Genomic DNA, 18,900 nt, shown 5'->3' with positions numbered 1-18,900 from the left:
GCCCGAGCCGAGGCCGAAGCTCGTGTCGACGGTCGCGTCGTTCCCCGCCAGGAGCCAGCTTCCCCGGCCGCACGTTCGAAGGAGGCCAATGTCTCCTGCGGCTGGTGATCCGCAGGGGGGGCGCCCCGGTCGGCTCAGCTGATAAGAGCTGGCTCGCGCCCCATCTCATGCCTCGAGATTGGGCGTCGCTCGGTGCCAATCAAGGTGTGTGAACTCGAACGGCCAGGCCCTCGCCGAGCACCGGATCGGCCGCGTGCTGCGGGCCCCCTCCCGGATCCGGTGCCCGGCACAACGCTTGGCCGCGGAAGCAGCGTGGGCCCGCGAAGTCGGCCCGGATACCTCTCAGTTGGGCGCCGGAAACCGATCGTGGGGACGATTCGGATGACCTGTCGGTGCGTGGACGGGCTGGACGGGCTGGACGGGATGACCGGCGGGGCTCAGTCCTGCTGCTCGCTGGCCGGGGCGGGCAGTGCGCCTGAGCATGTGGCCCGGCCGAAGGTGCCGTTGGCGGTGGCGCTTTGGACGTGCTTGCCGCGGACGGCGAGCGCGCAGCGGGCCTGTCCGCCGTTCTCGCCGAGGATGATGCTGACGGTCGGTTCCTTGCCGAGCGGGACGTCCACCGTCTTGTGCCAAGGCAGCGCGGCGGCTTTGACCACGGTTGCCTCACCGGATGCGCTGCGTGCCTGGTAGGTGATGTCGGCGGTGCCTGTGCCGGTCACCTCGTATGTCACCGCGGCGGTCGGAGTACGGCGTTCCGGCGTGCTGTCGTCCTTGCCCGTGCCGAGCACGCCGTAGAGGGCGAGGCCGGCGCAGGCGGCGAGCAGGGCGCCGCCGATGACCAGGCCGAGGCGGTCACCGGATTGCTTCCCTGCGGTTTCGGATTCCTGGGTTTCGGCGTCCATGGATGGTCTCCCTGAAATTCGGAATGTTCGGGTTCTAGGGGTTGGAGCCGGGCGTTTATACACCACTCCGAATCGCCATTGCCAGCGAGCGGAAATATCGGACACCAGGGCCGGCCGATTCGATCTCAAGTGCCGGGGAAGCCCCCCAAGCTCCCTTATGTCTCATGGGTTGACAGAGCGTCAGCTGCATCGCTAAAAAGCCGGCGCCGCTGCCTGTGACCTGCCGTCATCCCAGATGGAAGACGTGTGCGGGCAGCTGTTTCGATGACGAATGTTCAGGAAAGGTGTGGCGTGAGACCCAGATTGGGCAGGCTCTTGGCGTGCCTGGTGGTATCCGCGGTGACAAGTACCGCGCTGCCCCAGATCGCCTATGCGGCCCCCGCCTCCGACGGTGACGGAAAGGGAATAATCGACACCGTCAAGGGGTGGTTCGACGAGGGCGAGCAACACGGGAAGCCGCCGTCGCATGACGAATTGGGGATGGCGGACCGGCAGAAGCTGCCGAAGGGCAGGGTCGCGCCGAAGCCGAAGCGGGTCCGGGAGCTGACGGGCCGCCGGACGGCGAACGCCCGCTTCTGGCAGCTCTCGGACGGCCGGGTGCAGGCGGAGCTGTCGGCGCTGCCGACCTCCTACCGGGACGTGGGGTCGAAGGCGTGGAAGCCGATCGACACCTCGGTGGCAGCCTCGTCGGTGAAGGGTTTTGACTTCTCCAACACGACGAACGAGGGCCGGAGCTGGTTCGGTTCGGACGCCGGCCGTCTGGTGCGTTTCCAGTCGCCGGACGGCCGGTCGGTCACCCTGGGTCTTGAGGGTGCCGGCAAGCGGCTGACGCCTGCGGCGAAGGGCTCGACGGTCACGTACGAGGACCGGGCGCACGGCGCGGAGATCTCGTACGGCGTCGGCCGCGGCCGGGTGAAGGAGAACATCACCCTCGCCCGGCGCCCGTCCGGTCCGCTGAAGTTCACGTTCACGCTGAACACCGACGGGCTGGTGCCCAAGGCCCGCAAGGACGGCTCGATCGCGCTGTACGGGGAACTGCCGAACACCCCGGTCATGGTGATCCCGGCGCCGTTCATGACGGACGCGAAGAAGGCGGACACCTCCGTCTTCGGGGAGACCTACAGCACCAAGGTCACCCAGAAGCTGACCCGGGACGGGAAGTCCTGGAAGCTGACGGTCACACCGGACACGGAGTGGCTGGCATCGAAGGACCGGCAGTATCCGGTGGTGATCGACCCGACGATCACGATCGCGCCGAGTCCGACGGACTCCCAGGATGTCATGGTCCTGTCGGATCAGGCGTCGACGAACTTCAACACCACGTGGAAGCTGTCGGCGGGCAAGACGGACACGGGTATCTCCCGTTCGCTGATCAAGTTCCCGCTGAGCGAGATCCCCTCGGGTACGAAGATCGACTCGGCGCGCCTGGAGATGTACTACGACCAGGCGCACACCACCAACGCCAACAACGTCACCATCGGCGCCTACCGGGCGACCGGGGCGTGGGACGAGTCGACGGCGACCTGGTCCAACACGTCGTCGCTGGTGGGCGAGTTGTCCGGCACCAGCGTGCAGGTCGACGACGGTGATGCGGGCACCACGGCGGCGACCGGCACCTGGCCGGCGACGTCGTCGTCGTCCGGGATCGGCTCGGACTACCACTCCAACAAGGACTCGGTGGCCGGGGACACCTACACCTGGCAGCCCAAGCTCCCGGAGAGCGACTCCTACCGCGTCGACGTGCACTACGTGGCGGGTTCGGACCGCGCGAGCAACGCGCCGTACACGGTGACGGGCAGTGGCGGGTCCACGACGTACACGGTGAACCAGCAGTCGGGCACCAACGGGGTGTGGGCCTCCCTCAACGGCGGCAACGAGATCAACTTCTCGCAGGGCACGGCCGGCAAGGTCGTCCTCGGTGACGGTCCCGCGTCCACCTCTACGGCGGTGATCGCGGACGCGGTGCGCTGGGTGAACCCGGCGACGATCACCAAGAGCGCGGGGCAGTACAACCAGTGGCACAAGTTCCCGGTGACCGACACCGTCCAGCAGTGGATCAGCGGCACGTCGGCGAACAACGGGTTCGTCCTCAAGGCCACGGACGAGTCCTCCACCGCGCCGACCGGCGGCCCGCGCTACGAGTCCGGTGACGGCGACTACGGCGGCGAAACGTCCACGATCCCGCGGCTGACGGTGACGTACGGCAAGGTCGGTACGACGCTGAACTCGCCGACGGTGATCCATTCCACGGGCCCGGAGCTGTCCTGGAAGGCGTACTCGAACTCCACCGGTGACTCGGGCTACGACATCGTCGAGTACCAGCTGCACCGTTCCACGCAGCAGGCGTTCACACCGTCCGCGGCCACCCTGGTCGCCCCGATCGACAAATCGGCGACCGCCTACACGGACACCACGGCGACCCCGACGCCGGACTCGTCGTCGGTGGAGATCGGCCGGTCGTACTACTACCAGCTCGCGGTGAAGACGAAGAACGGCCAGCTGCTGGGCTCCCCGACCCGGATCGTGGGCGTGCCGAAGGCGGGCCGGACGATGCGACTGCTGCAGGGCACTTCAGCGGTGTCGGACACGACCCTGTCCTCGGGTCAGCCGACGACGAACGAGGACACGATCGCCTCGTACGGTGTGGGCCAGAAGTGGCTGGAGGTGGGCAACAACTCCACCACCTACGGCAAGGCCCGGGCGGCGCTGGACTTCAACACCTCCGCCATCCCCACCACCGCGACGATCCTGGAATCCCGCCTCTTCATGTGGGGCGCGGAGACCACCACCGGATCCAACGGCGCGATCTATGAACTCCACGGCCTGACGAAGGACTTCAACGAGACCCAGGCCACCTGGAACAACGCCACCTCCACCACCGCGTGGACCACGGCAGGCGGCGACTACTCGGCCACGGTGTCCGACACGGTCGCCCAGGTCTCCGAGGTCGGCCGCCACTGGTGGGACGCGACCTCCCTGACCCAGGGCTGGACCAAGACCCCGTCGTTGAACCACGGCGCGCTGGTCAAGCTGAAGGACGAGACGTCGACCGGCCCGCAGGAGCGCACCCTGTTCCTGAGCTCGGAGGCGCCCGATCCCCAGCTCGGCCCGCTGCTGCGGGTGATCTACGTGGACTCCACGACGGATGACACGTACTACGCGCCGCAGACTCCGGCCCGCATGACCCCGAACTCCACGTACACGGTGGACTTCACGGTCACCAACACCACCTCCAGTGCCTGGGCGTCGGGTGAGCGGGTGCTGTCGTACACGTGGAAGCTGCCGGACGGCACGGACGTCACGACCGGCGGCAACCAGCTCTCCACGGCGATCCCGGCGCTGAACCCCGGCCAGTCCGCCACGATCCAGGCGCAGGTCAAGACACCGATCAACTCGGACTCCGGCAGCAAGCGCACCAACTACGTGCTGGGCTGGGACGTCAAGAAGGTGTCCGACGGCAGCTGGCTGTCGGCGACGAACACCTCGATCCAGCCGCTGAAGCAGAACGTGGCGGTGGAGGACCCCACCTCCGACAGCCTCGGCCTGGAGAAGTTCTACTCCTACACCGGCAAGAACACCGGTGCCGGCTCGACGGTGATGAACAACCTCGCCTCGGGCAACAGCGTGTGGTCGTACAACGCGTTCACCAACCCCGGCCGGGGCCTGACGACGTTCGCGCGCTTCGCCTACAACTCACTCGACACCTCCGACACGGTCTCGGGCGCGGGCTGGTCGGCGCAGCTGGCCGGACCGATCCGCCTGGGCGCACCGCTGGACTTCCACCCCAATCCGAACCCGACGGAGATCCGCCTCCCGGACGGGGACGGCACCACGCATGTCTTCACCAAGCAGGCCGACGGCACGTGGAAGGCCCCGGCGGGCGTCCACTACCAGCTGACGATGAAGACGGGCCTGTCCTGCACCCCGGACAAGGACCCGGTCCCGGACGCCTGGACCCTCCTCCGCCCGGACGGCACGCGCTTCTACTTCGGCTGCGACGGCTACCTGACGTCCATCGTGGACAAGAACGGCAACACGCAGACGTACACGTACGAGGAGCGCAAGTCCAACAACAAGCCGACCAAGTTCCTCCTCTACATCACCGACCCGGCGGGCCGGCAGTCGCTGACGGTCGACTACTACAAGAAGGGCGACGCGTCGTACGACTACATCGACGGCACGGGCGCCAAGGTCACCGGCAGCAACCTGACCAACTCCAAGATCTACGACCACGTGAAGTCCATCACGGACATCTCGGGGTCGGTCACGGGCCTGCCCGTCCGGAAGATCTCCTTCTACTACACGACGCAGGGCCTGCTGGGTCAGTTCACCGACGGTGACGGCTCCTCCCAGCCGAAGGTCTTCAAGTTCACCTACGACGCCACCCAGGGCAACAAGAACGTCAAGCTGGTCAAGGCCACCGACCCGCGCGGCAACGCGACCCAGCTGGCGTACTACGCCCCGCAGACGGGCGACGACCCGAAGTACCACTGGTGGACGAAGACCATCACCGACCGTCTGAACGGCACCACGGACTTCGCGTACGCGGCGGACACCGCGAACACCAAGTTCACCGACACCACGGTCACGGACGCCGAGTCGAACGCCACCCAGTACGTCACGGACGACTTCGGCCGCCCGGTGCAGACGACCAACGCCAAGTCCCAGACGACGAAGATGTCGTGGGACGCCGACAACAACGTCACCTACCTGGAAGAGGCCAACGGCGCGAAGACCGCGTACTGCTACGACCAGAAGACGGGCTACCCGCTCTGGAAGCGCGACGCGGAGAACAACAAGGCGGGCGTCCCGGACCAGACGGCCACCTGCGTGACGGACTCCACCAAGTGGCCGGCGAACGCGTCGAAGTACGAGTACCAGACGCGCGCGGACGGCTACGCGGCCGACCTGTACACGAAGACCTCCCCGGAGGGTCGTACCTGGCAGTTCGGCTACGACTCCTTCGGCAACGTGAAGACGGTCACGGACCCGAAGGGCGTCGCGACCACGACGGTTCCGGACGACTACACCACGAAGTACGACTACGACGCCTACGGTGAGCTGACCAAGGCCACCGACGCCAACGGCAACCCGACGTCGTACTCCGGCTTCGGGCCGACCGGGTACCCAAACCGGATCACGGACGCCAAGTCCTTCACGACCGACTTTGTCTACGACGAGCGCGGTCGGGTCACCAAGGTCACCGACGCGAAGCAGAAGGTCACCACGCAGACCTATGACACGTTCGGGCGTCTGCTGGTCAACACGGTGCCGAAGAAGCAGGACGCCGGCGTCCTGATCACCACTCCGGCTCCCGAGTACGACGCCAACGACAACGTCACCAAGTCGACGGCGCCCAACGGTGCGGTCTCCACGGCGGTGTACGACAACGCGGACCAGATCACCTCGGCGACCGGGCCGGCGAACAACCTGACCGCCCCGCGTACCTCGACCTACACCTACGACAGGGTCGGCAACCTGAAGACGACGACCGAGCCCAAGGGCACGGCGACGACGACGGACGCCACCGACTACGTCACCACCAACAACTACAACCAGATCTACCAAGTCACCTCCGTGGTCAACGCGGCCGGTGACAAGGTCTCCTACGAGTACGACAGCGTCGGCAACGTCGTCACGGTCATCGACCCGAAGAAGAACGCGACGGCGGACACCACCGACTACACCACCAAGACGGCCTACGATCTGGACCATCGGGCCACCACCGTCACGGACGCGGCCGGGAAGTTCACCAGGCAGACCTACGACAAGGACTCGCTGGTCGTTTCGACGACGGACGCGGAGAACAACACCACCACCATCACCTACGACGAGCGCGGCAAGCAGACCGAGGTCAAGGTTCCCTACGAGGGCACCACGACGCGGTCGACGAAGTACGAGTACGACCAGGTGGGCAACGTCACCAAGGTGATCACCCCGAGGGCGGTCGCCGCGGGCACCACCACGGCGTTCACGGCGCGTACCGAGTACGACGCGCTGAACCGCCCGGTCAAGAAGTACCAGCCGTACGACCCGGCGGACTCCCGCTACAACGACCCGAACGTCTACACGGAGACTGTGTACGACGAGCTGGGCCGGGTGGCGAAGACGTCGCTGCCGCCGTCGGAGGGCGAGACGGTCCGTAACGACACCGACTACACCTATTTCGACAACGGCTGGGTGGAGTCGTCCACCGACCCGTGGGACATCGCCACCACCTACGACTACAACGAGCTGGGCCAGCAGACCAAGCGGACCCTGACCTCGGCCGGCGGTTCCTCGAACCGCACGATGACGTGGTCGTACTACGCGGACGGCTCCGTCAAGGGGCGTTCCGACGATGGCGTCCCGGTGGGTCAGTCGGTTGTCCTGGTCGACAACTCCGACACCCAGAACACCTCCAAGACCGGCACCTGGATCAAGGGGGACATCACCGGCCAGCAGGGCTACAACCACGAGACCCACACCGCCGGCACGGGCACGGACGCCTTCACGTGGACGCTCAACATCCCCAAGGACGGCACGTACACCGCGTACGTGAAGTTCCCGAAGGTGACGGGTGCGGCGACGACGGCCAAGTACACGCTGACCCACGCGACCGGCACGGTCGACAAGACGATCGACCAGAACGCCCCCGCGAACCAGGGGACTTGGGTCTCCCTGGGCTCCTACTCCTTCAAGCAGGGCAACGCGGCCAAGCTGCAGCTGTTCCAGAACAGCGGCGGCACGGTCGTCGCGGACGGGGTGAAGCTGGTCCGGGACACCACCGGTGACCCGGCCGATACGGAGAAGAGCAATTTCGCCTACTCCTACGACCTCAACGGCAACCTGACCAACATCGACGACACCTCGTCGACCGCGAAGATCGACTCCTACACGGTCGCCTACACCGGCCTCAACCAAGTCCAAAAGGTCACCGAGTCGCTGTCCGGGACGGAGAAGAAGGCCACGTCGTTCACCTACGACGCCAACGGCCAGCCGGAGACGGTCACCCACCCCGACCAGTTCGCCACGTACACCTACGACCTGCGCGAGTTGGTCAAGACGGTCTCCGTCGGCAAGAGCGCGACGGACACCGACCCGAAGGTGACGTCGTACGCCTACACCGACCGCGGCCAGAAGCTGAAGGAGACCAAGGGCAACGGCAACACCATCGACTACACCTACTACCTCAACGCGGCGCTCAAGTCGTCGACCGAGAAGAAGGCCAACGGCACCCTCGTCTCTTCCCACACCTACGCCTACGACCCCAACGGGAACAAGGCGCAGGACGTGGCGCAGAAGATGAACGCCGACAACACGACCGCCTACCTGAACTCCACCACCAACTACACCTACGACCCGGCCGACCGTCTCAAGGAGTCGGTCAAGACCGGTAACGGCGCGGGGACGGAGACGTACGTTCACGACGACAACGCCAACGTCGTCAGCCAGACGGTGAAGAACCAGACCACGCAGTTCGAGTACGACCGCAACCGCCTGCAGAGGGCCACTACCGGCTCCTCCACGGCGAGCTACAACTACGATCCGTTCGGCCGACAGGAGTCGGTGACGGCGGGTGGCCAGATCATCGAACGCAGCACGTACGACGGCTTCGACCACGTCGTGAAGTCCGAGAAGATGGACGACACCGGCGCGCTGAAGGCGACGACGTACACCTTCGACCCGCTGGACCGCACCACCTCGAAGACCGCCGACGGCAAGACGACCGACTTCTCCTACCTCGGTCTGTCCACCGAGGTTCTGGACGAGAAGGTCGCCGGCACGCTGACCAAGTCGTACCAGTACAGCCCGTGGGGCGAGCGCCTGTCGCAGGTCAAGCACAACACCGACGGCACGACGGAGGACGGCTACTACGGCTACAACAGCCACACCGACGTCGAGACGCTCACGGACAGCAACGGCGACACCAAGGCGACGTACGGCTACACCGCCTACGGCAAGGACGACGACTCGGAGTTCACCGGCATCGACAAGCCCGCCACCGCCGACCCGACCAAGGAGGCCTACAACCCCTACCGCTTCAACGCCAAGCGCTGGGACGCCCAGTCCGGTACGTACGACATGGGCTTCCGTGACTACAACCCGGGTCTGAACCGCTTCACGAGCCGGGACATGTACACCGGCGCGCTGGCCGACATGGGCCTGGGGGTCGACCCGTACACCGGCAACCGGTACGCGTTCACCGGAGGCAACCCGACCACCTTCATCGAGTACGACGGGCACATGATTTGCGCAGAGCAGGGCGTGTGCGGAAGTGAGGCCTTCCTCGACAAGTACTACAGCCAGCAGGAACAGAGCGATACGCCGTCGACCCCTGCTCCCGACTCGACCCTGGTGACCATCGGCGCCGGTTGTCCGCCGGCCTGCATGACTCCCACCAAGGAGCTCACCATGGAGCACCTGCAGCTGATGGGGCTTTCCGACCACTACGGGTCGCAGAAGGACCTCGACGTGTGGAGCAACTGGGACGCGCTGGCGCAGAGCTGGAACTGGATCTTCGGCGGTGTCGAGGAGGACCGGGCCCAGTACAAGGATGACTTCGTCGCCGCGTATGCGGACACCATCAAGGCAGCCGCGGCCAAGTACGATATCCCGGCCACCTTGCTGGCCGGCGTGGCCCACAACGAGGTCTCCGGAGATCCGCCGATCTTCGACAACCTGGGTGAGGTCAAGAGCGGCGACAAGGCGTCCTACGGCAATGTCAGCATGCAGATCAGCCTCGCCGCGGAGTTGCTCGGTTACGATCCCAGCAATCTGAGCGGTTACCAGCGAAGCGAGATCAAGGGCTCGCTGGGGGACAACGTGCAGAACATCTTCCTGAGCGCTCGCTATCTGTCGAAGGGCAGAGACGCCATCGCACCCGGGAAGGGCGCGGCGGCCTTCACGACGGATGACCTCAGGAATGTCGGTGCCTGGTACAAGGGCGGTTCCGGCTACTGGGCCACTGACCCCGCCTCCCAGGCATACGGGGGGAGGATCGTGACCAACCAGTCAATGTTGTCGGGCCTGCTCGGATAGGTCCCGGCTGCATCGGGGTCTGCCGGGCGCCGGTTCCGGTGCCTGGCAGACCCGCACCAGGCAGTTCATCCAGAACGGAGTGAGAGTGATAGTCACAAACCAGAAGGCGGGCCTGTGGGTGCGGGGAATCCTCGCAGCCGGTCTGTACGTCGTTGCGGCCGCCATGCTGGCGTTGAGCCTTCCGGCGGTGGGCGTCGAGACGACGCCGACGAGTGACCCCGACACGGCGGCGGGGGCCTTCTTCTGCCTGGTTCTGTCCGCGTTGTTCCTCGCCGCCACTGCGGTGGTCTCCTTCAGGTGGAAGACGGCCCGCGCCCTGTGCCTGCTCCACCTGATTCTCATGGTGATCGTCTGGACTCAGGTGCCGACCCCGTTCTGACTGAGCCCTCTGGACACGTGATGGACGTGCGCATACTCGTGGACGTGACGGTGGTCGCGTCGGTCGTTCCGGCCCTCGCGATCACCCCGCGTGTCCTGGCCCGCCCGTCCGGCCTTCTGGCCAGGGCGGCGGGCCCCGCGGGCAACCCGACCAGCCGGGGCGACTGCGACGGCCACAGGATCTGTGCCGAGCAGGGTGTCTGCGGCAGCGACGCGTACCTCACCCAGTAGGAGGACTACGTTCCGAGGCCGCGGGCGGCCTCGCGGATCCGCTCGGCGGTGGTTTCAGAGACTCGACCGCGCCACTTGTCTCCGAGGACCGTCCGCTGCGGCTTTGACCGCAACGCCCTGGGCGGCGCCGCGTCCGCGTCGCGCTGCTCGAGCTGGTGGTCCGGCTCGGAGGCTCCTGCGCCGCTGCGCCCAGGCGGCCGGCGTCCTACCACTGGGAAGGCTGGAGCGACCAGCTGCTGTTCCAGATCAGCGCCGCCGTGACGCCCGGCGCCCGCGCCGTGCTGCGCCGCCTGGTCGACCCGGGCGGTACAGGAACCTACGACGAGTTCCGGGAGCACCTCATCGGCCGTCCCGAAAGGCCGATGCCGCAGGGGCAGATCGGTGGGAAGCTGACCAGCATCCGCGCGGTACGGCGCGGGATCGGCCCGAACAACAAGACCAACGTGCTCAGCTCGATGACCGCGTACGCGTCTACCGGATCGAGCTCGCCCTCCTGGACGGCCTGGAACGGGCCTTCGCCCTCGCCGACGCCCGCCCCGACCTCCGGCGGCAGCCAGCCCCTGAAGATGTCCGCGAGGCCGCCGACATCCCCCTGGATGCCCGTGCCCGGACCACGCCTAGCGCTGTGACCGCACAAGTTCAACGGCTTGGTGAGGTGTCAGCGGGGCGGGCTGGGTTCTCGGCATGAACGATGCTGAACTCGCCTCACCCTTGGCCGGATGCGCTCGCTTCCCCTATCCCGGGGTATGGCAGGACTCCCCGTTTGCGGAACGCGCGGTCGACGGTGCGCTGTATGCCTTGGTCGCCGTCGACCCAGGGCTGAGCGTGCTCGCCGTACGGCGTGACGACGGCTCGCTGTGGTGCCTGCCGGAAGACGGCGTTCCACGCTTGGTGAACTCCGGTGTCGAGGCGTTCGTCGCCTTCAAACCGCGCTTATGACGAGGCCGCCGCTGAGGCCGCTGCATACGAGGCGCCCGGGGACGGTCTGGGCGACGCCGAGGCCGTGGACCTGGCCGAGCAGGCCGCCGATGCGCTCACCGAAGCGTTGCTGGAACGATTCGGGACGCTTGATGCCGAGGCCGTTGCAGACGAGAACTCCTTCTGGCACATCGCAGCTGAGGAACTGGGCTATGGCATGAGCGTGTAACCACGCAGGACGATCGTCGTCGGCGAGATCCCTGACGACCTGCGGCAGCCGAGCACAGCCGGGCTGTATCCTCGCCCGCTCAAGCCGCAGCACAAGGTGGTCCAGGCGTCGCCCGAGCGGCCTCCCCAGGCGCTCATCCCGCCGACGAACACCGGGCTGCGGACCCGTGAGCGGGAGCACTGCGCGGACAACGTACAGCCGGTCTGGGTGAGAAAGGAGCACCATGCCCAAGATGACCAGCGGTCGGGGCCGGCCGTGGCGCCCGGGGATGACCACAACGCTCCCGCGTCGGCGGCGACCGGGCGGCGAAGTCGTCCTGCTCGTCTAGGGCCCTGTCGTTCGGATCATCCCGGCGGCGCGGGTGGCTGCACCGCGGAAGTCCCGCCGATGAGTTTCCGGCGGTTGCGCGGTCTACCCGTCGACGAAGGGAGCGCACCATGCGCAAGATCATTATTTGCACGTTCCTGACGCTGGACGGCGTCATGCAGGCGCCGGGCGGTCCGGACGAGGACGCTGAGAGCGGCTTCGAGCACGGCGGCTGGCAGAAACCGGTGGCCGACGACGAGGTCGGCACGGCCATCGCCGGTTGGTACGAGCACTCCGACGCGATGCTGCTCGGCCGCAAGACGTACGAGATCTTCGCGTCGTACTGGCCGACCGCCGATCCCGACAACCCGTTCACCAATCGGATGAACAGCATGCACAAGTACGTGGCGTCTCGGACCCTGACGTCCGTCGAGTGGCAGAACTCCACGCTGCTGGAGGGCGACATCGTCGATGCCGTAGGCAAGCTGAAGGCGTCCGACGGCGGCAACATCAACGTCGTCGGCAGCGGCGACCTCGCCCAGACCCTCATGCGGCACGGCCTCGTCGACGAATACCGGCTGACCATCCATCCGGTGATCATCGGCACCGGCAAGCGGCTGTTCGCCGACGGAGCGATCCCCACGGCGCTGGAGCCGGTCAGCGTCTCGACGACGAAGGGCGGCACCATCGTCGGCGTCTACCGGCCGAACGGCAAGCCCCGCTACGACAGCTACTAGGCGGTTTCGTTTGGGCCACCGAACAGACCAGAGACGGGATGCCCGCGACGTGGAGTCCGGCCAGGTAGATGGTCGCGGTCTTCTCGTAACGGGTGACGATGCCGCGCCATTGCTTCAGGCGGTTGATGCACCGCTCGACGGTGTTGCGCTGCTTGTAGGTCTCGCGGTCGAAAGCCGGTGGCCTGCCGCCCCGGCTTTCCCGCCGCAGTCGGTGACGTCGCTGGTCGGCCGGGACGGGGATCACCGTCCGGATACCGCGCTTGCGCAAGTGGCTGCGGATCGCGCGGGAGGAACCTGCCTTGTCGGCCACGACCATGTCCGGCCTGGTGCGGGGTCGTCCACGGCGGCGGGGAACGCGCAGGCGTGCCATCACTTCCATGAAGGCGGGCGCGTCGCTGCCCGTCCGGCAGTGAGATGGAAGACCAACGGCCGACAGCACTTGTCGGTGGCAAGGTGGATCTTCGTGGTCAGTCCGCCGCGGGACCGGCCGATGGCATGGTCGTCCGGCTCGCCGGCCGGGGCCCCCTTTTGCGGGCCCCAGTCCGTGCTGGTGAGCCCGCACGATCGTGGAATCCACCGAAACGGCCTAGCTGAGGTCCTCGTCCGAGTCGGCCTGGGCCACCAGGGCGGTGAACACCCGCTGCCAGGTGCCATCAACGGCCCACGTCCGCAGCCGGTTGTAGACACCTCGTCAGTTGCCGTACTTCTCCGGCACATGAACGCACCGGGTACCAGTCTGAAACCTGGAGGCGATGGCGTCGATCACCTCACGATGGTCCCTCCAGCGGCCACACCTCCACCACACACCGGGGGCCTTCCCACGATCAAGGCCGGCCCGCGTTGACAACGCTCGTGATCAATACACCTAGAGCCTGTCTCATGACACCCTGTCCGGGCGGGGTCCGGCGTTCTAGGACGCACCGTCGCCGGCGGTCTTGCCGCAGCGCGGCTCGATGCGGTCGACTACTTGCTCGCTCCATGCACGCATGACCGCCGCCTGCTCGGGAGTGAGTGAGCCGAGGAAGTGGCGGCGGATGTTGTCGGCATGCACGAGGATGGCCCTCTGGGCGGCGCGGTGGCCCTCGGCGGTCAGCCCGATCCCCGCGCGGCGGCCATCGGCCCCGTACTGGGTGCGCCTTACGAAGCCGCGATTTTCCATGCGCGTCAGCTGATGTGAGACGCGGCTCTTGTCCCAGTCGAGGGACTCGGAGAGTTCGCCGACGCGCATCTCGCGGCCGGAAGCCCGCCACAGCGTTACCAGCACGCTGAACTCGGCTTTCGAGATTCCGCTGTCACGCTGCAGACCACGCTCCAGCTCCCTGGTGAGCAGGCGCTGCGCGCGCATCCAGGTGTCCCAGAGTTCCCACTCCTCGGGTTCCAGCGTACGAGTCTCAGCCATGCCATGAAGGGTACCGGGCCAGGGGAGTTGTCACTTCAACTCGCCTCGATCTAGAGTTGACGTGACAACTCCTTCGAAAGGGGCAACCATGACACTGCGCGTCGGCATGATCCTCGGCAGCACACGACCCGGACGCAGGGGCGAGCAGATCGCCTCCTGGGCGCTCGAGGTGGCGCGCGCCCACGGCGGCGCCGAATACGAGCTGATCGACCTTGCCCAGCACCGTCTCGGCAACCTGGACGAGGGCGGCAATCCGAACCTCCAGCAGTACGAGCACCCGCACACCCGTGACTGGTCCGCGCTGATCGACGGCTTCGACGGCTTCGTGTTCCTCGTCCCGGAGTACAACCACTCCTTCCCCGGCGCACTCAAGAACGCACTGGACTACGTCTACCGGGAGTGGAACGACAAGGCCGCCGGCATCGTCAGCTACGGCGGCTGGGCCGCCGGGGTCCGCGCCGCCGAGGCACTCCGGCTGGTCCTCGCCGAACTCCAGGTGGCCACGGTCCGCGCCCAGCCCGCCGTCCCGCTGATCCCCACGTTCTCCACCGGCGCCTTCGTCCCCCAGGAGGGCCTCGACACCGCAGTCCGCGGCATGCTCGACCAAGTGATCGCCTGGTCCGCCGCGTTGCGCGGGGTGCGCGAGGCCAGGGCGCAGACGGCCGACGCTGCCTGAGGCCCTGCTGGTGGCCGATCCCGTGATGGGACGTGGCGAGCCGACGGACACCGCCTGGGAAACCTTAAGGCCCTTGCTGCCGACCGCAGACGGACCAGGCCGTCCGTGGCACGACCACCGGCAGGTGATCAACGGCGTGTTGTGCGGCTACGGATGGGTGCTCCCTGGCGCGACCTGCCGGAACGCTACTGGCTGTGGCAGACGGTTATGAGCGGTTCGCCCGCTGGGAGCGGGACCGGACCTGGCCTCGCCTCCTGGACCAGATTCAGGCGCTGGACGACTCCGTCGGAGCGGTGGAATGGACGGTGGCGGTGGGCTCCGCTGTCAACCGGTCCCACCAGCACGCGGCCGGGGCCCACAAGATGGTGCTCAAGGCGGTCGCCGAGTCTTCCGGGTAGCAGTTGCTGTGGGCCCTGAGTGGCCGCGACCTGCCGGTGAGGTGGCCGGCCGAGGTGCTGGATCCACATCCCTGGCCGCGACGTCGCAGCATCCTCCGCCTTGACTGTCACAGCTCCTTGGCGGGCCAGTCCAGCAGTCGGGCGCCGATGACCGCGGTCTGGAGCATGTAGCGGTGGGCCGGGTCGGCGGGGTTGGCGCCGGTGAGCTGGTGGATGCGTTCCAGGCGGTACGTCATGGCCCGCACGCTCAGGGTGAGGCGGCGGGCGGCCTCGGCGGCGACGCAGCCGGAGTCGAAATAGGCCGTAAGGGTGTCGAGGAGCGGCTGGGCTCCGCCCCGGGCGGTGGTGAGCGGGCCGAGGGTGTTCAGGACGAGGTCGGCCATGGCCTGGCGGTCGCGGGTGAGGACCGGGTAGACCAGCAGGTCGGCGGCGTACAGAACCGGGTCGTCAAGGGCCAGGCGCTCGGCCATCTCCAGGGCGTTCAAAGCTTCCTCGTACGACTGGACCACTCCGCCGGGTCCCGGGTGCGGGCGGCCGATGGCGACCCGGCCGCCGTCGGTGGCGGCATGGGCCTGCTTGGCGAAGTAGGGCAGGATCTCGTCCTCGTGGCCGGGGGCGACGCACAGCAGCCGGCCGTCCTTGGTGGTGAGCAGGACGCTGCGGTTGCCGAAGCGGGTGATGAGCGCGCGCTCCACCTGCCGGAGTACGGGGGCGCCCTCGTCGTAGGCGGCCGGGCCCTGGGCGACGGCAACCGCGTGGGCGTGGGACAGGCGCAGGCCGAAGCGTTCGGCTCGTTCGGCGAGGCGGCCGAGGTCGCTGCGGCCGTAGAGGAGGTCGTCGATGAACTCACGGCGGGCGGCCTCCTCCCGGCGTACGGCCAGGCGCTGGGCGCGTTCGTAGCCCTCGGCGAAGGCGTCGACTACCTGCTGTATGGCGGCCAGCGTGCTGTCGGCCGATCCGGGCGTGGCCGGCCAGGCGGTCCGGGCTGCGGCCAAGTGGGCGACGACCAGGGCACGCAGTCCGTGGCCGGCGTCCGCGGCCTGCTCCCCGAGTGCGCGGCGTGACTCGATCTCCTCGCGGGTCAGGCGCCGGCCGGTGGCCGAGACCTCGGCGAGGATTCCGGCGTAGCCGTCCAGGTACTGCTCTGGTATCTCCCGCTCCGTCACGCGTCCCCCGAATTTTGCCGTGCCGGTGGCGGCTTCTTAGCGGCTCACCGGCATGCAGACCCTAGTGAACACTGCCGGGAACCGGCAATGCGCGGCGCGGATGCGGCCGTGCACCATGGCCCGCGGGGAGCACTGCGGATGGTTCCGGTGCCGGGCACCGGCAGGTGCCCGGCACCGGAACCCGGACGGAGGCAGCGCGCCCTCAATATGCGCCGTACACGGGAGCGAGGGTCGGAAGTTGCGGATGTTCGTGGAGGCCGCCACCGGATTTCCCGTGCTCCTGTTCACCGCGGCTCTCGTCGTGGTCGTGTGCTTCTGGCTGCTGGTCGCCCTCGGCGTCACGGCCCTGGACAGCTTCGATGCGGACGTCGAGCTCGACGGCTGGGGGATGGGTGGGGTGCCGGTGGCGGTCGCGCTCTCCCTGCTGACGGTGCTCGCCTGGTTCCTCGGTGTCGGAGGGCGCGTGCTGCCGTTCGCGCTGGCGCCCTCCGGAGCCATGAGCTGGGTTCTGCGCCCGTTGGTGTCGGCCGCCGCGTTGCTCGCCGCCTGGCGGCTGACCTGTCTGTTCGTCCGGCCGCTGCACAAGGTCTGCCCCGACGAACCAGGTCCCGTCCACGCCACGGCGGACGACCGCACCGCTTGAGCTTCGGCTCGTCTCTGCCGGGGCCTGCCCCTGCCCTCCCCCAAGGGCCTGGCGACCCGCGGTGCCGGAGCTGCCGCACAGGGGACGGCAGCTCCGGCACCGCGCCGGAAGGAAGGAACGCCTTCGCCGAGCACCACCGGGACGTCGAACGGCTCGGCGACGCCGCCGAGTCGATCGGCAGCGACGCCGAGGCGGCACGCTGATGGAATACGTCGCCGACCGCCTCGGACCGATGCTCGTGAAGGTCAGCGGCCCGGCCCTCGGGCACACCGTCACCTGCCCCGACCCGGCCGAAGCCCCGAACGCCACGGCCCGCCAGGAGATCGTGCTGGCCACCTGCTCACCGCACGCGAGACGGTTCTCGCGGTCAACGCCGCCTACATCGCCTCCGCCGCGCAGTCCGACGCCACGCGCACCGAGCCGCCTTTCCGGCTCCAGGGCTCCTTCCGCACCATGAACAAGATCGCCCAGTGCATCCGGCCCGCTCATGAACGATGCCGAGCTCGCCGCCGTCATCGACGACCACTTCACCGCGGAGGCCCAAACCCTTACCAGCGGGGCGGAGGCCAACCTGCTGAAACCGGCCGAACTGCGCCGCACGCTGACCACTGAGCAAGCCACGCCCTGGGCTGAGTTGAAGGCCGCCTACGTCCGCACACAGGCTCTCGGAGGCCCTGCAGCCGCCTACGCGTGCCGTGCCCGCACTCGGCCTCCTCGCCGACCGGGTGGCCGCCGTCGGGTGCGCCATCGCTCGTGCCACCGACCCGCGCAACCCGCTCACGAACCCCCATGCCCCCCACGCGGCGCGGACGGAGGAGCAATAGGGGCTTGCGTCATGCACCTTGACTCGTTCCCGAAACGGCAGATAGTGGTTTCCGGCAGTGCGGCAGATGACGGCCATGCGCTCTCAGCCCGGCTGCCTCACACGAGGGGGTGACGGCTCGTGGCGAAGAGATATCGGAGACGTCGGCCAACGGCTGGGGCCCTGTGGCGGTGGCGGCGCAACCCGCTGCGCCGGACCAGTGACCTCGTCGAAGCCTGGGTACTGCTCGCCGCATGGGTGCTGACCGTCGTGGGCGGTGCCGCCGTGGGCGTGATGACAGCCGTGGTGGCGGAACGGAGCTTCGAGGGAGACCGATCCGAGCGCCGGGCGATCGCGGCGGAGCTGGTCACCGATGCCTCGAACGAGGTCTCCACGCATGCCGGCGACAGGAGGCGAGCGTGGGCGAAGGTCCAGTGGACGGCTCCGGACGGGAAGACCCGCCGCACCGGGCGGACCAAAGTTCCCACCGGTGCTCGTGCGGGAAGCCAGGTGCAGGTGTGGACGGATGCCAAGGGTGGCCTGACGTCGCGCCCTGCCGACCCTTCGGAGGCGCTGGTGGAGGCGACCGCGGTTGGTGTTCTCGCAACGGCGGCCACAGTCGGGGTCGTGTGGGTGAGCACGCGTGCCGTGCGGGCGGTGCTGGACCGCCGACGAATGGTGCAATGGGCCGTGGAGTGGGAGCTCATCCACACGCGGAGGGGTGGGAAGACCGGCTGATCGGTGGTCCCGGCACGGTTCCGTCGCCGAGGAGGGCGCTGGGTACCGCAGCCGACCGGATGTGGACGATCGAGGACGGTCGGCCTTGGCGGAGTGGCGGCCACTGCGCACCACGCCCGTCAAGGCAACCCGAGCCGACCTTCAAACGCCCCTTCATCATGGCCGTGGCCTTCCGGCCATGATGCTGGACCTTCTTCACAGCGGAAACTGCACTGTGCACCTCGTCCACGTGACGCTGCCTTGCCTCCGCCGGCGAGGCGCGACGACCGATTCGGTACGCGCCACGGCCGCCAACGTTGACGGATCCTTGACAACTCCTTGATGACTTACCGACGTAGCCTGGTCATCGGTGTGCC

General features: G+C 67.8%; 14 protein-coding genes and 2 pseudogenes. 12 read left to right on the top strand and 4 right to left on the bottom strand.

Annotated features, from left to right (window positions below; genetic code table 11):
- Positions 1-437: 437 nt before the first annotated feature.
- The gene (locus N8I84_RS02365; protein WP_263227753.1) at positions 438-902 is read right to left on the bottom strand and encodes a hypothetical protein; all 465 of its coding nucleotides are present in this window, start codon (positions 900-902) and stop codon (positions 438-440) included.
- A 1,281-nt stretch (positions 903-2,183) separates the two neighbouring features.
- Between N8I84_RS02365 and N8I84_RS02360 the strand changes: the two genes are divergently transcribed.
- The 7 genes from N8I84_RS02360 (at position 2,184) to N8I84_RS02330 (ending at position 12,722) form a co-directional block, all read left to right on the top strand.
- A complete protein-coding gene (locus N8I84_RS02360; protein WP_263234629.1) occupies positions 2,184-9,923 on the top strand; it encodes a golvesin C-terminal-like domain-containing protein in 7,740 nt (2,579 codons plus the stop codon).
- Positions 9,924-10,008: 85 nt separating this feature from the next.
- Entirely contained in the window at positions 10,009-10,302 is a 294-nt protein-coding gene (locus tag N8I84_RS02355; protein ID WP_263227752.1) for a hypothetical protein, read from the top strand.
- A 20-nt stretch (positions 10,303-10,322) separates the two neighbouring features.
- On the top strand, positions 10,323-10,532 hold the full coding sequence (locus N8I84_RS02350; RefSeq protein ID WP_263227750.1) for a hypothetical protein: 210 nt from the start codon (positions 10,323-10,325) through the stop codon (positions 10,530-10,532).
- A 155-nt stretch (positions 10,533-10,687) separates the two neighbouring features.
- Positions 10,688-11,161: a hypothetical protein gene (locus N8I84_RS02345; RefSeq protein ID WP_263227749.1), complete on the top strand. Its 474-nt coding sequence runs from the start codon at positions 10,688-10,690 to the stop codon at positions 11,159-11,161.
- Positions 11,162-11,216: 55 nt separating this feature from the next.
- Positions 11,217-11,471 (top strand): hypothetical protein, encoded by a 255-nt coding sequence (locus N8I84_RS02340; RefSeq protein WP_263227748.1) that lies wholly within the window; start codon positions 11,217-11,219, stop codon positions 11,469-11,471.
- A 64-nt stretch (positions 11,472-11,535) separates the two neighbouring features.
- Positions 11,536-11,679 carry a hypothetical protein gene (locus N8I84_RS02335; RefSeq protein ID WP_263227747.1) on the top strand — a complete coding sequence of 48 codons (144 nt, stop codon included), beginning with the start codon at positions 11,536-11,538 and terminating at the stop codon, positions 11,677-11,679.
- 437 nt (positions 11,680-12,116) lie between these two features.
- Positions 12,117-12,722, top strand: coding sequence for a dihydrofolate reductase family protein (locus N8I84_RS02330; protein ID WP_263227745.1), 606 nt, complete (start codon positions 12,117-12,119; stop codon positions 12,720-12,722).
- Here the strand turns inward: N8I84_RS02330 and N8I84_RS43020 are convergent.
- Both N8I84_RS43020 and N8I84_RS02325 read right to left on the bottom strand, forming a co-directional pair.
- Positions 12,643-13,284, bottom strand: a complete 642-nt coding sequence (locus N8I84_RS43020; RefSeq protein WP_390899009.1) for a transposase — start codon at positions 13,282-13,284, stop codon at positions 12,643-12,645. The two genes, N8I84_RS02330 and N8I84_RS43020, sit on opposite strands and share 80 nt — an antisense overlap.
- Positions 13,285-13,632: 348 nt before the next feature.
- Positions 13,633-14,121, bottom strand: coding sequence for a MarR family winged helix-turn-helix transcriptional regulator (locus N8I84_RS02325; protein WP_263227743.1), 489 nt, complete (start codon positions 14,119-14,121; stop codon positions 13,633-13,635).
- Positions 14,122-14,209: 88 nt separating this feature from the next.
- On the opposite strand from N8I84_RS02325, the gene N8I84_RS02320 reads away from it, so the two are divergent.
- Both N8I84_RS02320 and N8I84_RS02315 read left to right on the top strand, forming a co-directional pair.
- Positions 14,210-14,797: an NADPH-dependent FMN reductase gene (locus N8I84_RS02320; protein WP_263227742.1), complete on the top strand. Its 588-nt coding sequence runs from the start codon at positions 14,210-14,212 to the stop codon at positions 14,795-14,797.
- 22 nt (positions 14,798-14,819) lie between these two features.
- Positions 14,820-15,159, top strand: a pseudogene (locus tag N8I84_RS02315) (transposase); the annotation flags it as partial.
- Positions 15,160-15,302: 143 nt separating this feature from the next.
- Here N8I84_RS02315 and N8I84_RS02310 read toward each other — a convergent pair.
- On the bottom strand, positions 15,303-16,361 hold the full coding sequence (locus tag N8I84_RS02310; protein WP_263227740.1) for a PucR family transcriptional regulator: 1,059 nt from the start codon (positions 16,359-16,361) through the stop codon (positions 15,303-15,305).
- Between the two features lie 244 nt (positions 16,362-16,605).
- Here N8I84_RS02310 and N8I84_RS02305 point away from each other — a divergent pair, with 244 nt between their 5' ends.
- From N8I84_RS02305 to N8I84_RS02295, 3 genes and pseudogenes are all read left to right on the top strand, one after another.
- Complete coding sequence (locus N8I84_RS02305; RefSeq protein WP_263234628.1) at positions 16,606-17,004, top strand: hypothetical protein; 399 nt, start codon at positions 16,606-16,608, stop codon at positions 17,002-17,004.
- 333 nt (positions 17,005-17,337) lie between these two features.
- Positions 17,338-17,828 (top strand): annotated as a pseudogene (locus N8I84_RS02300) (AAA family ATPase); the annotation flags it as partial.
- Between the two features lie 119 nt (positions 17,829-17,947).
- Positions 17,948-18,544, top strand: a complete 597-nt coding sequence (locus tag N8I84_RS02295) for an Rv1733c family protein (RefSeq protein WP_263227739.1) — start codon at positions 17,948-17,950, stop codon at positions 18,542-18,544.
- The last annotated feature ends 356 nt before the right edge of the window (positions 18,545-18,900 follow it).

It is taken from the genome of Streptomyces cynarae, from assembly GCF_025642135.1.
Taxonomy (GTDB): domain Bacteria; phylum Actinomycetota; class Actinomycetes; order Streptomycetales; family Streptomycetaceae; genus Streptomyces; species Streptomyces cynarae.
This window is presented reverse-complemented; position numbering and strand designations above follow the sequence as displayed.

Excerpts from the sequence above, each read along its gene's own strand:
- N8I84_RS02330 (WP_263227745.1), top strand. The coding sequence starts at position 12,117 with ATGCGCAAGATCATTATTTGCACGTTCCTGACGCTGGACGGCGTCATG.
- N8I84_RS02325 (WP_263227743.1), bottom strand. The coding sequence starts at position 14,121 with ATGGCTGAGACTCGTACGCTGGAACCCGAGGAGTGGGAACTCTGGGAC.
- N8I84_RS02305 (WP_263234628.1), top strand. The coding sequence starts at position 16,606 with ATGTTCGTGGAGGCCGCCACCGGATTTCCCGTGCTCCTGTTCACCGCG.
- N8I84_RS02360 (WP_263234629.1), top strand. The coding sequence starts at position 2,184 with ATGGTCCTGTCGGATCAGGCGTCGACGAACTTCAACACCACGTGGAAG.
- N8I84_RS02350 (WP_263227750.1), top strand. The coding sequence starts at position 10,323 with ATGGACGTGCGCATACTCGTGGACGTGACGGTGGTCGCGTCGGTCGTT.
- N8I84_RS02340 (WP_263227748.1), top strand. The coding sequence starts at position 11,217 with ATGAACGATGCTGAACTCGCCTCACCCTTGGCCGGATGCGCTCGCTTC.
- N8I84_RS02365 (WP_263227753.1), bottom strand. The coding sequence starts at position 902 with ATGGACGCCGAAACCCAGGAATCCGAAACCGCAGGGAAGCAATCCGGT.
- N8I84_RS02320 (WP_263227742.1), top strand. The coding sequence starts at position 14,210 with ATGACACTGCGCGTCGGCATGATCCTCGGCAGCACACGACCCGGACGC.